Source organism: Ruegeria sp. HKCCSA071, assembly GCF_017872555.1.
In the GTDB taxonomy this organism is placed as follows: Bacteria; Pseudomonadota; Alphaproteobacteria; order Rhodobacterales; family Rhodobacteraceae; genus Ruegeria.
The window spans coordinates 26,416-39,959 of record NZ_JAEDOX010000015.1; the positions used below are offsets into that span (position 1 = coordinate 26,416).

Consider the following 13,544-nt stretch of genomic DNA (forward strand, 5'->3'; position numbering starts at 1 on the left):
TACCTCCTGAAAAATGCGCGCAGGGTAACACGGGTGTAACTACTCTCCAAATGCGGTTGATCCTGCGTCTACGCCTTGCCCGGGCCTTCGGTCCGCTGTAACCACGGCGCATGTTTGATGATGCAGACGATATCCACCCGCTGTTTGCCGGCGCGCCCTCGACAACCGAGTTCAAGAAGCTGCGCAAACGAATTGTGCGCCAGACCCGTGAAGCGATCGAGCAATACGGGATGGTGGATCCGTCCGCCCACGACAAGGATGGCAAGCCACCCCGCTGGCTGGTCTGTCTTTCTGGCGGCAAGGACAGCTATACATTGCTGGCCGTTCTCCACGAGCTCAAGTGGCGGGGCCTGTTGCCTGTCGATCTGCTGGCCTGCAATCTGGATCAGGGCCAGCCGGGCTTTCCGGCAACGGTCCTGCCCGAGTTTCTGGGTCGAATGGACGTACCGCATCGGATCGAATATCAGGACACATATTCCGTTGTGATGGACAAGATCCCACAGGGCCGGACCTATTGCGCCCTGTGTTCCCGTTTGCGCCGTGGCAACCTCTATCGCATCGCGCGCGAGGAGGGATGCTCGGCTGTCGTCCTGGGGCATCACCGCGACGATATCCTTGAGACGTTTTTCATGAACCTGTTCCACGGCGGCCGCCTGGCCACGATGCCGCCTAAACTGGTGAACGAAGAAGGCGATCTTTTTGTATTCCGCCCGCTCGCCCATGTCGCCGAAGCCGATTGCGAGAAGTTTGCCAAGGCAATGCAATACCCGATCATTCCCTGTGACCTGTGCGGCAGTCAGGATGGGTTGCAGCGCCAGCAGGTCAAACAGATTCTGGATCAATGGGAAAAGAACAGCCCGGGTCGGAGACAGGTTATGTTCCGAGCGTTAACAAATGCGCGGCCATCGCACCTTCTGGATGGAAAGCTGTTTGATTTCATTAAACTTTCACTAAACTCCGACGGAAAATCCGGAGATTTGGATGAGATTCCGCTTCTGCGTTAACGACTGACTCAGACTGGTTTCATAGGCTTTGCCTTGTGCAGATCATGCCCAAGGCAAGAAAGCTGATGCGGAACCATCCCCTTACCGACCGTTTTGTCCATTCGTTGAAAACCGTTCTTGGCAGCCCAGCCGCGCTGGCCTTTGTTCCAGCGCTTTGCCTGAGTGCATTCTGGATAGGGGGCGAGCAGGCCCTGGTCGCACTGGCCCTGTTTCTGCCTCTGATCGTCGCAGGCATCAATGCGTTCACAGCCAATCCGTCGCTTGGCGTCCCGGCGGTCTGCTGTCAAAGGACCAGTTCGAAACAGTTTTGGAAGAGGTATTTGCGGATGCCCGCCTGAAGGGGGAAAACTCGGCCTGCTTCGCGGTGGTTCTGGATGACTTTACGCAATTGCTTGATCTGCACGGACAGGCGGCGGCGAACCACGTTGCACAGCAGTTCTGCTCACGCGTTTTGTCCATGATCCGCTCAAATGATTGCGCAACCCGGATGGGCGGAAACAGGATGATGGTTGTTCTGCACCCGGCACGGCAACTGGATCTTGAAGCTTGTATTCAAATGTCGGGCCGTATGCAAAACGCCGTTGAAGACCCCATCATGTTGAATGGCACCGGCGTGCATATGTCCTGTTCGATCGGCTTTTGCTTGAGCCGCAGTATCACTGACGGCTCTGCGGTCGATTGGCAGGAAGCCGCAAACAACGCCCTTTTGGAGGCGCAACAAAACGGGCCTTCCACGATTCGCGCTTTTTCCTCACAGACGCGCAGACGGGCGCAGGTCAGGATCAACTTGCGCAAAGAATTCGAAGCGGCGCTGGACAGCGGTGAGATCCGCCCATGGTTTCAACCCCAGATCTCAACCGATAACGGGCGTATCAGCGGGTTTGAGGCTCTGGCCCGCTGGGAACATCCGAAGAAAGGGGTTCTTGCCCCCAATGTGTTCCTGCCCTTTGCCGAACAGGCTGAACTGATGGATCGGCTGGGGCAGGCCATGCGGCATCATTCCTTCTCTGCAATGCGCGATTGGGATCGGTCCATGCTGTCTGTGCCGCGCATTGGGATAAACTTTTCATCTGACGAACTGCGCAATCCGGGTCTGATCGACCGTCTGAAATGGGAACTGGATCAATTCGATCTGACCCCCGACAGGCTGGCGGTCGAGGTGTTGGAAACCGTGTTCTCCAGACGGCCCGACGATGTCATCACCCGCAATGTCACCGGGCTTGCCGCAATGGGGTGCTGTATTGATCTGGACGATTTCGGGACAGGACATGCCTCGATCGGTTCTATCAAACGGTTCAACGTATCCCGCATCAAGATCGACAGGTCATTTGTTGCCAAAGCGGATCTGGACCCAAGCCAGCAACAGCTTGCCAGCGCCATTCTGATGATGGCGGAACGTTTGCATCTGGAAACTTTGGCCGAAGGTGTCGAAACGCCGGGTGAACACGCTCTGATGGCCCAACTGGGTTGCGATCATGTTCAGGGGTTTGGCATCGGCAAGCCCATGCCATTCGAGAAGACCAAGGATTGGATCACGTCTTACCGCAACAAGATCGACGGTGTTCCCAAAATCGGGCGGCAAACGCGGTAGGGAACCGGGAATCGTGACAAAGAAGACCCCTCCGTGACGAAATGACGGGCGATTCCGCTTGACCTTTGGGTCTGCACTCTGTTGAACCCTGCGGGTGTCTTTCACTGCTCAAGGTGGCTGTCCCCGATGGACGATCAGAACAAGAACCTCATCCTCGCAACCGCGCTCAGCTTTCTCGTGATCCTGGTCTGGTTCGTGCTGTTCCCCCCTCCGGAACAGACGACAACGCCGGATCAGGCTGAAATAACCAGCGTCGAAGGCAGTGAGGTTCAGACGCCCAGCGCAGCGGACACCAGCACTGTCGGAGAGGCAACTGCGGCCGCCACCGAAGCTGAACCCGATGCCGAAGCGCCCCGCATCAATATCGACACGCCCCGCCTGACCGGCAGCCTGTCCCTTGCTGGCGGTCGGATTGACGAACTGTCTTTGAAAGACTACAAGGTCTCGCTGGCCGAGAATTCTCCGATTGTCGAGTTGCTGTCGCCAGTCGGATCGCAATCCGCCTATTACGCCCTCTATGGCTGGGCCCCTGGCGCGGGCCTGACCGGTACCGATGTTCCAGGGCCAAATACGATCTGGGCGCTTGAGCAGGGTGAAACCCTGGGTGTTGACACACCTGTGACACTGGTCTGGGAAAACGGCAACGGACTGACGTTCCGCCGCACCATCGCGGTGGACGACAACTACATGTTCACGGTAACGCAATCTGTCGAAAACGCCACCGGAACCGAAGTTGGATTGGCCCCTTACGGCATTCTTGCGCGCCACGGCATCGGCGAAGACGGTGACCTGCCCGGCCTGAAAAACTTCTTCATTCTGCACGAGGGTGTGATCGGTATGGCCGATGGCACTCTGACCGAAGTGGATTATGGCGACGTTCGTGATTTTGATATCGATCCGGACGAGCGCGCGCAGGCCGAGGTATACCAGGTCAAGGACAACGGCTGGATCGGTTTCACCGATCACTTCTGGATGACCACGCTGATTCCGGAACCCGGTTCTGCGTTCAAGGCGGCTGCCAAATACGACTCGCGTCGTAAGATTTACCAGACAGAAACGGTGTTGCCGACGCTGACTGTAGCACCGGGTGCGACCGAGCAGGTGACAACCCAGCTGTTTGCCGGAGCAAAAGAGTGGGAAACCATCCGGGAATACCAGGCTGACGGTGTGCAGAAATTCATCGACAGCATCGACTGGGGCTGGTTCTTTTTCCTGACCAAGCCGATTTTCTGGCTGCTACACAACATTCATGCGCTGATCGGCAATATGGGTTGGTCCATTATCGGCCTGACACTGATCATCAAGGCAATCCTGTTCCCGCTGGCCTTCAAGTCCTACGTCTCGATGGCGAAGATGAAGGAACTGCAACCGCAGATGGAAGCTCTGAAGGAAGCTGCAGGCGACGACCGCCAAAAGATGCAGCAGGGCATGATGGAGCTGTACAAGAAGGAAAAGGTGAACCCCGCTGCCGGTTGTTTGCCGATCCTGTTGCAGATCCCGATCTTCTTTTCACTGTACAAGGTGATCTTCGTCACAATCGAACTGCGTCAGGCGCCGTGGTTTGGCCCGTTCAGGGACCTGAGCGCACCTGACCCGACCTCGATCATGAACCTCTTTGGCTTGCTGCCCTGGGCTGGCCCGCAGCCGGACACCCTGATGGCGCTGATCTTTATCGGTATTCTGCCGCTGCTGCTGGGGATCTCGATGTGGCTGCAACAGAAACTGAACCCGGCACCAACCGATGCCACACAAGCGATGATCTTCGCGTGGATGCCCTGGGTCTTCATGTTCATGCTGGGCGGTTTTGCCAGCGGTCTGGTCGTGTACTGGATTGCGAACAACACGATCACCTTTACGCAGCAATATCTGATCATGCGCAGTCAGGGCTATACGCCGGATGTGTTCGGAAACATCAAATCCGGCTTTAAGCGATTGCCAAACACGGACAAGAAATGAGCGGAACAGTTTCAGGCCTTTGGCGTCACCCGATCAAAAGCCATGGGCGTGAAGCCCTGAGCCTGATTACCCTCAACCCCGGGCAGACCATGCCCGGGGATCGCGTTTGGGCGGTTGCCCATGAAGCGGCCAAGACCGACGGGACGGAATGGGCCCCGTGTGTTAATTTTAGCCGCGGTTCAAAAGCCCCCAAGCTGATGGCGATCTGGGCGAAACTGGACGGCGAGCAGGTCACTTTGCGCCACCCGGACCGCCCGGATCTGAGCTTTCACCCCGACACGGAGCAATCGGTTTTCCTGGATTGGGTAAAGCCGCTTATGCCCACAAACCGCGCTGCGTCTGCCCGAATTGTCCGGGTGCCCGGGCGCGGCATGACCGATACCGATTTTCCGTCAATCAGCCTGTGCAACATGGCGTCTCATCGCGCTGTGGAACAAAAGCTGGGCCAGTCTCTGTCTACAGCACGGTGGCGCGGGAACATCTGGTTCGAAGGTCTGCCTGAGTGGGATGAATTCGACTGGCTGGGCTGTGACCTTCGCATTGGCGAAACCGTGCTCCGGGTTCGCGAGCGTATCGTTCGCTGTCTGGCCACCACCGCAAATCCGGAAACCGGCGAACGCGACGCGGATACTCTGGGCGCGCTGAACAGCTGGGATCATCAGGATTTCGGCGTCTATGCCGAGGTTGTTCAGGGTGGTGAAATCCGCCTGAATGATACCCTGGAGGTGTTATGACCACGCTTCCGTTTCCGCTGGCCGAAGAGCCGGATGACTTCGCAAAAGAACGCGGTCGCAAACTGTTTGCCGGCCCGTCTGAATTTGTCAAAGGCGTAGTCGCCATGACGGGCCTGCCCACCCCTGACCGGCTGGAGGTTTGCTTTGCCGGTCGCTCGAATGTCGGCAAATCCAGCCTGATCAATGCGCTAACCGGAACAAAGGGTCTGGCGCGTGCCTCGAACACACCAGGCCGCACGCAAGAAATCAACTTTTTTACGCAAGGCCCGGACCTCTATCTGGTGGACCTGCCGGGCTATGGGTATGCCAATGCACCGGTTAACGTGGTTGAAAAATGGCAGAAGCTTCTCAAGCAATACCTGAGCGGCCGTCAGACACTGCGCCGTGCCTTTGTCCTGATCGATGCGCGCCACGGGGTAAAACCGGTCGACGCTGAAATCATGAAGTTGCTGGATACCAGTGCCGTGACCTTTCAATGCGTTCTCACCAAGGCCGACAAGGTCAAGGCCAACGAGCGCGAGAAGGTTCTGGAACAAACCCGTGCGGCTTTGTCCAAACATCCTGCCGCATTCCCGGAAATCGTCCTGACTTCGTCCGAAAAAGGCGACGGGATTCCGACCCTGCGCTCGATCATTGCACATCTGGAATAGCTTCGCCCTTGGCAGCGCGGTGCAAAGGCCCTAACACGGACGGTCAGAGGGACCTTAGCAATGAAGACACGTGACATGAACCGGGACTGGATCGCCACCGCAGCAACCCTGAACAGCGCATTGCCCTATCTACAACGCTATGATGGGGCCATCGTCGTCATCAAGCTGGGCGGGCATGCCATGGGCAGCGACGAGGCTATGGAGAGCTTTGCGCGCGATGTCGTCTTGATGCGTCAGGTGGGCGTGAACCCGGTTGTTGTGCATGGTGGTGGTCCAATGATCAACGCAATGCTGGACAAGCTGGATATCAAGTCCGACTTTGTGAACGGCAAGCGCGTGACCGACACGGCAACCGTCGAGGTGGTCGAGATGGTTCTGTCTGGCTTGGTGAACAAGCGCATCGTTCAGGCAATCAATGGTCAGGGTGGTTCGGCCGTGGGTTTGTCGGGCAAAGATGCAAACCTGATGATCTGTGACCAGACGGATGCGTCGCTGGGTTATGTCGGCACCCCTTCCGAGATGAACCCGAAAATCCTGCATGATCTGTTCTCACATGATGTGATCCCGGTTATCGCCCCTCTGGGCGCGGGCCGTGAGGGCGAAACGTTCAACGTGAACGGCGATACGGCGGCCGGGGCGATAGCCTCGGCACTAAAAGCAGACCGCCTTCTGCTGCTGACAGATGTCTCGGGCGTCAAGAACGCGGCAGGCGATGTGGTGACCGAGCTGAAAGCCGGCCAGATCCGCGAGATGACCCGCGAAGGCACCATCGCAGGTGGCATGATCCCCAAGACCGAAACTGCCCTCGATGCCCTGCACAGCGGCGTTCGGGCCGTCGTGATACTTGACGGGCGCGCGCCCAATGCGGTTCTGCTTGAACTGTTCACGGAACATGGCGCCGGGTCGCTGATACGGCCAGACTGATCACAGCAACAGCCGAGGAAAGATGACAGAGCTTGCGCAACCTTCCTCTGTTCCGGATGCGGAAACCTATGGCCGCGTAGAACATGCGGCGCGTCAGGCGGGGTTGATTGTCATGGGCGCGCTGCATCCTCATCGCGTGGCAGCCCGGCAACTTGACACTGGCACTCTGATCTTGCTGGGCGCGGGTCCTGATTTCTGGCCTGCTCTGAAAGCCTCGCCGGAATGGCGGGGGCCTGATCCAGTAGACCGCTGGTCAACCAGAACCGTCGGCCAGATGGCGCATGCGTTCGGTGCACAGGCCTATTTCCCCTTTGGTGGTCCGCCCTATGCGCCATTCATCGACTGGGCCCTGAAATCGGGACGCACTTTCAGCAGCCCGGTGGGGGCCTTGGTACATGACACGGTCGGCATGATGATCTCATATCGCGGCGCACTGCATTTCGCCCATGAGCTTGCCATCCCCGAGGCGTCCGGCGTTTCCCCCTGTGACACCTGCGCCGCACCGTGCACGACGGCCTGCCCTGTCGGCGCGCTGAACGCGCAAAACTTCTATGACATCGCAGCCTGCCACAACCATCTTGATACCGCTAAGGGGCAATCCTGCATGACAGGCGGCTGTCTGGCCCGCCTCGCTTGCCCGCTCAGCGCTGGCGCAGGGCGCGATCCCGAACAATCAGCCCATCATATGATGGCTTTTCACCCGTCATGACCCGCACCCTGATCCTGACGCGTCACGCCAAATCCAGCTGGGACAATCCGGGACTTGGCGACCATGAACGCCCCCTGAACAAGCGTGGGCGCAGGTCTGCCCCCGCCATTGGTGCATGGCTGCGCGATAACGGCTGGCTGCCGGAAGAAGTGCTAAGCTCGACGTCAACCCGCACCCGCGAGACATGGGCCCGGATGGGGTTAAAGGCCGATAAGGTCCGCTTTCACAAATCGCTCTACCACGCCGACGCGGACGGCATGTTGCGCGAGTTAGCAAGCGCCACGGAACCGACTGTGTTGATGCTGGGCCATAATCCCGGAATCGCCGAATTCGCCAACCGCCTTGTGCAACGGCCGCCGGATCACATGCGCTTTTTCGACTATCCAACTTGTGCAACCACTGTGCTGAAATTCGACGCCGACAGCTGGTCAGACGTGCGCTGGCATAAGGGCACCGTGCTGGGCTTCACCACTGCGCGTGAGTTGCTGGAACAGAAAAAGGCGGGGCAAAACCCCGCCTTTCCACCATCTTGAAACGTTCAGTGTCCCAGAATCTGGCTGAGGAACAGTTTGGTCCGCTCACTTTTCGGATTATTGAAGAACTCTTCCGGTTCGTTCTGTTCCACGATCTGGCCCGCATCCATAAAGATCACGCGGTTGGCGACCTGACGGGCAAAGCCCATCTCGTGCGTCACGCACAGCATGGTCATGCCTTCCTCGGCAAGCTCGATCATGGTGTCGAGCACCTCTTTGATCATCTCGGGGTCCAACGCCGATGTCGGTTCATCGAACAACATGATCCGCGGCATCATGCACAGCGAGCGGGCGATCGCCACACGCTGCTGCTGACCACCGGACAGCTGTCCGGGGTATTTCAGCGCCTGATCCGGGATTTTCACCTTTTCCAGGAAATGCATCGCGCGCTCTTCGGCCTCTTTCTTGGGCGTCTTGCGCACCCAGATCGGGGCCAGCGTGCAGTTCTCCAGAATGGTCAGGTGCGGGAACAGGTTGAAGTGCTGGAACACCATCCCAACCTCGGACCGGATCTTGTCGATGTTCTTGAGGTCATTCGACAGCTCGGTCCCATCCACGATGATCGTGCCCTGCTGGTGTTCCTCCAACGCGTTCAGGCAGCGGATCAGGGTAGATTTCCCCGACCCGGACGGACCCGCGATAACAATCCGCTCGCCCTGATTGACGGTCAGATTGATGTCGCGCAGCACGTGAAAGGACCCGTACCACTTGTTCATGTTGGTGATTTCGATGGCGACCTCGTCGCTCACCTGCATTTTGGAACGGTCGATTTCGCGGTCAATTGCAAGTTCAGACATGTGTTGAACTCCTTAACGGTGGCCAGTCTGAAGCTTGCGCTCCAGATACATGGAATAACGGGACATAGAGAAGCAGACGATGAAGAACAGCAACGCGATGAACGCGAACAGTTCCCAATAGATGCCGTTCCAGGCCGTGTCGGCGCGGATAGCAGAAGCCAATCCGATCACGTCGAACAACCCGATAATCGACACCAGCGTCGTATCCTTGAAGATCCCGATGAATGTGCTCACGATGCCCGGAATTGAGATCTTCAGGGCTTGCGGCATGATGATCAGCCTCTGCGCCTGCCAGTAGTTCAGGCCCAAACTGTCGGCGCCTTCGTACTGACCTCGTGGCAGGGCAGCCAGACCACCCCGGATCACCTCGGCCATGTAGGCCGCCGAGAACAGGGTCATCATGATCATCACCCGCAGGATGATGTCAAAGTTGGTGCCCGGTGGCAGGAACAGGTTCAGAAGCAGCGACGCCACGAACAGCAAAGTGATCAGCGGCACACCGCGAATGAACTCGATAAAGCCCACGCACAGGTATTTGACGATCAGCAGGTCGGACTGACGCCCCAGCGCCAGAACGATTCCGATCGGAAGTGAGACACCAATGGCCACAACGCCCAGCAGGATCGCCAGCATGAAACCACCGAACTGACGGCTTTCAACCGCTTCGATGCCAATCGGCAGAACCGAGCTCATCGCGCCCGTGAAGTAGCTGGACAGCACCAGCCACCAGATCACTGCGGCAACAACCGCACCGATCATACCCACCAGTTCGCTCACCTGTTTGCTGAGAACCGAGTATACGAACCAACCGGCGACAAACCCAAGCGCGGCCGAGATTGGCCCCCAGATGGTTCCGCCCCACATCAGGAAAGGCATCAGGAACGGATAGATTGCTGAAAAGATCAGCATCTTGGTTGGGACGCGATCCGAATACAGAACCGGCGCCAATGCGACCAGCAACAGAACCAGCGCAAGGATCGGTCTCCAGTACAGATGGCTTGGATAGAAGCCAAACAGCAACTGTAACCAGCGGTCATTGATAACCGCCCAGCAGGCGTGCCCATGGGTCGATCCCCAGGTGGCCATCATGATCTCGCGGCACTCGTTGAGAGAGTCTGCATTCCACACGGACTGGAAAATCCATGGCAGAACACCTGACAACACGTAGTAGATCGCGTAGAGCGAAACCACCGTCAGGATCGTGTTGAACCAACTTGAGAACAGGTTGTGCTTGACCCATCCCAGCGCACCGACCTCGGAAGCAGGCGGTGCCTGCTCGGGCAGCATTTCCGTGCGGACAAATGAAACATCACTCATATTACCGCTCCACCAGTTTTACACGGTTGTTGTACCAGTTCATCACCGCCGAGATACTCAGCGAGATGGACAGATAGACCAGCATCAGCAGCAGAACACATTCCAGCTCGCGCCCGGTTTGGTTCATGGTGATGCCGCCAAGGGTCCCCGTGATGTCCATATATCCGACCGCAATCGCCAGTGACGAGTTCTTGGTCAGGTTCAGATAATTCGAGATCATGGGCGGAATGATCACCCGCAATGCCTGCGGCAGGATCACAAGGCGCATGGTCCGGCCCGGGCGCAGACCCAGCGCCGATGCGGCTTCGGTTTGGCCTTTCGAGATGGCCAGGATACCCGCACGAACGATCTCGGCGATGAAGGCCGCCGTGTAAAGCGACAAGGCCAGCCACAGCGCGATCAGCGAGTTACGCAAATGTGTGCCGCCGGTAAAGTTGAAGCCTTTCAGCTCAGGGAAACCAAGGTGGAACCCCAGGATGGTGAGAAGGACGATCATCGGCACAAACAGAATACCCAGCTGGATGTGCCAGATGGTCGGACGATCACCGGATGCCTCTTGCTTGGCTTGTGCCCAGGCGGAAACCTTGCGCATCGCAAAGATGCTGCCGCCGAGCACGATCAGAATGGCGATCAGGTCCAGCGAGATATCGAACCGTAAGCTCGACGTCCCGAATATATGGATATCACCCAGGCTGCGCGAAAACAGGAATTCCGGGACATAAATCCCGCGATTGGTCACCGCGACCGAATCGAACAGATTCATCGTGGCTTCTGGGTTTTCTCCGCGGAACGCCCTTGGTGCTGGCAGGCTTTCGATCAGAATGGCCATGGCCAGAACGATCCACAGCAACACAGGTACGTTGCGGAACATCTCGACATAGACGGTCATGATCCGCGCAACCAGCCAGTTGTTGGACAGGCGCAGAACACCAACCAAAACACCGACTATAGTTGCTGTGATACAACCAAGAACCGCCACAACCAGCGTGTTCAGCAAGCCGATAAAGGCGGCGCGCAAGTGACTGTCGCGCGAATCGTATTCAAGCAAGCGTTGGTTGATATCGTAACTGGCCGGTTCTGCGAAAAAGCCGAACTCAACCGGTTTCCCAAGGGCTTCGAGGTTTTGGATGGTATTGGAAATGATCCAGGCTGCCAGAAGCATAAAACCAATCATTGCGATAACCTGAATGGTCGCAGATCGGTACCGCGTATCATAAAGGAGCATGGACAGCCGGAACTGCTCCTTCGGCGGGTCAGTGAGAGTCGTCATGACCTATGTATATCCCCGTGCATCCCGTAAATATGTCGGCAGAGTTGATCCCTGCTCAAAACCGTACGGGCGTGATTCTTATGGATGGAAAAAGGGCGCAGGTTGCCCTGCGCCCTTCTCCGTCGATATTAGCGGAACGGCGGCGAGTACAGCAGGCCGCCTTCGGTCCACTGTGCGTTCAGGCCGCGCGCCAGACCAATCGGGGTTTCTTCACCGATGTTCTTGGCAAACACTTCGCCATAGTTGCCACCGGCTTTGATCGCCTTGGCTGCCCAGTCAGCGTCCAGACCCAGCATTTCACCCAGGGTGCCTTCGGTACCCAGCAGGCGGTTGATTTCCGGGTTATCAGTTCCAGCGGCCAATTCGTCGATATTGGCCGAGGTTACGCCCAGCTCTTCAGCCGAGACCAGCGCGTTCAGAGTCCAGCGCACAACGTCGCCCCACTCGTGGTCGCCGTGACGGACCAGCGGGCCCAGCGGCTCTTTCGAGATGATTTCGGGCAGCAGGATGTGATCACCGGGGTTTTCGAATGTGGCGCGGGTTGCCGCCAGACCCGAAGCGTCGGTGGTGTAAACGTCACATGCGCCAGCCAGATACTGCTGCTGTGCTTCGGCGTTGGTTTCGATCGGAACCGGTTCGTAGCTGATGTTGTTCGAACGGAAGAAGTCCGCCAGGTTCAGCTCGGTTGTTGTGCCGGTCTGGATACAAACGGTTGCGCCGTCCAGTTCCTTGGCCGAGCTTACGCCCAGTGCCTTGGGAACCATAAAACCCTGACCGTCATAGTAGTTCACACCGGTGAATTCGAACTTCAGGTCGACGTCGCGGCTGAAGGTCCAGGTGGTGTTACGCGCCAGCATGTCGATCTCGCCCGAGGCCAGAGCGGTAAAACGCGTCTTACCGGTGGTCGGAACGAATTCTACCGCGCTTGCGTCGCCCAGAACGGCTGCGGCAACAGCGCGGCACAGCGATACGTCAAAGCCCTGCCATTCGCCGTTGGCGTCAGGAGCAGCAAAGCCAACCAGACCGGTGGTCACACCACAGTTCAGCTTGCCGCGCGCTTTAACGTCGTCAACGGTCCCTGCCACGGCTGCGCCAGCAGCAAGACCGGCAATCGTTGCCGCGCCCAAGATTACGGATTTTTTCATTTTTACCTCTTCCTGATTTCCCGCCCCATCAGAGGCGGCTCTGCCCGGCAAGTGGATGCCGGATAGGTTACTCCAAAGGTGTCTCCCCTTTAGTGGCACTGAGTTTGGGCGTATTCATAAACAAACGTCAAGGGTCGGATCATCGAAAACGATGGATCAGACCCCAACCAATTTGAACATTTGGCCAAAAATCGGAAAATAAGGATCAAACCGACATATCAAAGAAGCGTTTAGCATGCAGAAATGCGGCTTTCTTCGTTTCGGCAACCGCATGGGCCTCGTCATCGTGACCCCATTGTTCGACCTGCCAGGTTTCGTCCAGGCGCGAAATGCGCCAAATTTCGGCTGGTTCGCGCCAATCCATGGCCGCTGCAAACCCGAGAATCAATGACCCCGACAAGCTGACCAGATCGTGGAACGCCGCCAGTTGGAACGCGTCCAGCGCATGGACGCGAGCACGCAGCGCCGACAGGGCTGCGTCAGATTGCGGCTTGTGCAGCACACCGACAACCGGCCGCAAGCGAGCAGACAGTGCGACCTCGGCCCAATCCAGTGCCGGGTCCCATTCGGCGCTTTGACGTTCCTGCAACTCTGACGGGTGTGTCGCCCGATAACATAGCAGGTCGGAATCGCCGTAATCCGCAAGCATGTCGGCAACTTCCCTATGCTGGGACCGAACCTTGTCGATTGCCGCATTCGCCGATCGGGTGCATGGCATCGTCGACGGATCTACCTCACTCTGCTGGGCATCCCATTCCGCTGTAACCGCTTCGGCCATGGCGCGGGTCGGCAGGATCAACGCTGCTTTGGCAGGGGTCTTGACGCGGCGGCCATCCAGTTCAACCGTAAACCCACCTTCAACATCGATGGTCCGGCTTTCTTTCCAGAAGCGTTTCGGTTTCCAGTCACTCATG

Annotated in this window: 14 protein-coding genes; 9 read left to right on the top strand and 5 right to left on the bottom strand. The window is 57.7% G+C overall.

Translation table 11 applies throughout. The features are described 5' to 3' along the window. The first annotated feature begins 110 nt into the window (after positions 1 to 110). The 9 genes from ttcA (at position 111) to I9188_RS18200 (ending at position 8,101) form a co-directional block, all read left to right on the top strand. Positions 111 to 1,004 carry a tRNA 2-thiocytidine(32) synthetase TtcA gene (gene ttcA / locus I9188_RS18165; RefSeq protein WP_209505891.1) on the top strand — a complete coding sequence of 298 codons (894 nt, stop codon included), beginning with the start codon at positions 111 to 113 and terminating at the stop codon, positions 1,002 to 1,004. Between the two features lie 44 nt (positions 1,005 to 1,048). Further along, on the top strand, positions 1,049 to 1,342 hold the full coding sequence (locus I9188_RS20340) for a hypothetical protein (protein ID WP_245223755.1): 294 nt from the start codon (positions 1,049 to 1,051) through the stop codon (positions 1,340 to 1,342). After that, positions 1,312 to 2,595, top strand: a complete 1,284-nt coding sequence (locus I9188_RS18170) for a bifunctional diguanylate cyclase/phosphodiesterase (protein ID WP_245220548.1) — start codon at positions 1,312 to 1,314, stop codon at positions 2,593 to 2,595. The genes I9188_RS20340 and I9188_RS18170 overlap by 31 nt, the downstream gene beginning before the upstream one ends. 126 nt (positions 2,596 to 2,721) lie before the next feature. Continuing rightward, positions 2,722 to 4,551: a membrane protein insertase YidC gene (gene yidC / locus I9188_RS18175; protein WP_209505889.1), complete on the top strand. Its 1,830-nt coding sequence runs from the start codon at positions 2,722 to 2,724 to the stop codon at positions 4,549 to 4,551. Continuing rightward, the gene (locus I9188_RS18180; RefSeq protein WP_209505887.1) at positions 4,548 to 5,285 is read left to right on the top strand and encodes an MOSC N-terminal beta barrel domain-containing protein; all 738 of its coding nucleotides are present in this window, start codon (positions 4,548 to 4,550) and stop codon (positions 5,283 to 5,285) included. The genes yidC and I9188_RS18180 overlap by 4 nt, the downstream gene beginning before the upstream one ends. After that, positions 5,282 to 5,935 carry a ribosome biogenesis GTP-binding protein YihA/YsxC gene (gene yihA, locus I9188_RS18185; RefSeq protein WP_209505886.1) on the top strand — a complete coding sequence of 218 codons (654 nt, stop codon included), beginning with the start codon at positions 5,282 to 5,284 and terminating at the stop codon, positions 5,933 to 5,935. The genes I9188_RS18180 and yihA overlap by 4 nt, the downstream gene beginning before the upstream one ends. A 60-nt stretch (positions 5,936 to 5,995) precedes the next feature. Beyond that, positions 5,996 to 6,859, top strand: a complete 864-nt coding sequence (gene argB / locus I9188_RS18190) for an acetylglutamate kinase (protein WP_209505885.1) — start codon at positions 5,996 to 5,998, stop codon at positions 6,857 to 6,859. Between the two features lie 22 nt (positions 6,860 to 6,881). After that, positions 6,882 to 7,568 (top strand): ferredoxin, encoded by a 687-nt coding sequence (locus I9188_RS18195; RefSeq protein WP_209505884.1) that lies wholly within the window; start codon positions 6,882 to 6,884, stop codon positions 7,566 to 7,568. Then, a complete protein-coding gene (locus tag I9188_RS18200; RefSeq protein ID WP_209505883.1) occupies positions 7,565 to 8,101 on the top strand; it encodes a histidine phosphatase family protein in 537 nt (178 codons plus the stop codon). Before I9188_RS18195 ends, I9188_RS18200 begins: the two co-directional genes overlap by 4 nt. Positions 8,102 to 8,106: 5 nt before the next feature. Here the strand turns inward: I9188_RS18200 and I9188_RS18205 are convergent, their stop codons facing one another. The 5 genes from I9188_RS18205 to I9188_RS18225 form a co-directional block, all read right to left on the bottom strand. After that, complete coding sequence (locus I9188_RS18205; RefSeq protein ID WP_280922443.1) at positions 8,107 to 8,898, bottom strand: amino acid ABC transporter ATP-binding protein; 792 nt, start codon at positions 8,896 to 8,898, stop codon at positions 8,107 to 8,109. A 12-nt stretch (positions 8,899 to 8,910) separates the two neighbouring features. Further along, positions 8,911 to 10,215, bottom strand: a complete 1,305-nt coding sequence (locus I9188_RS18210) for an amino acid ABC transporter permease (RefSeq protein ID WP_209505882.1) — start codon at positions 10,213 to 10,215, stop codon at positions 8,911 to 8,913. Position 10,216: 1 nt separating this feature from the next. After that, positions 10,217 to 11,485 (bottom strand): ABC transporter permease subunit, encoded by a 1,269-nt coding sequence (locus I9188_RS18215; RefSeq protein ID WP_209505881.1) that lies wholly within the window; start codon positions 11,483 to 11,485, stop codon positions 10,217 to 10,219. Between the two features lie 128 nt (positions 11,486 to 11,613). Further along, positions 11,614 to 12,630, bottom strand: a complete 1,017-nt coding sequence (locus I9188_RS18220) for an amino acid ABC transporter substrate-binding protein (RefSeq protein WP_209505880.1) — start codon at positions 12,628 to 12,630, stop codon at positions 11,614 to 11,616. 205 nt (positions 12,631 to 12,835) lie between these two features. Further along, positions 12,836 to 13,543 carry an ATP12 family protein gene (locus I9188_RS18225; RefSeq protein ID WP_209505878.1) on the bottom strand — a complete coding sequence of 236 codons (708 nt, stop codon included), beginning with the start codon at positions 13,541 to 13,543 and terminating at the stop codon, positions 12,836 to 12,838. Between the last annotated feature and the right edge of the window lies 1 nt (position 13,544).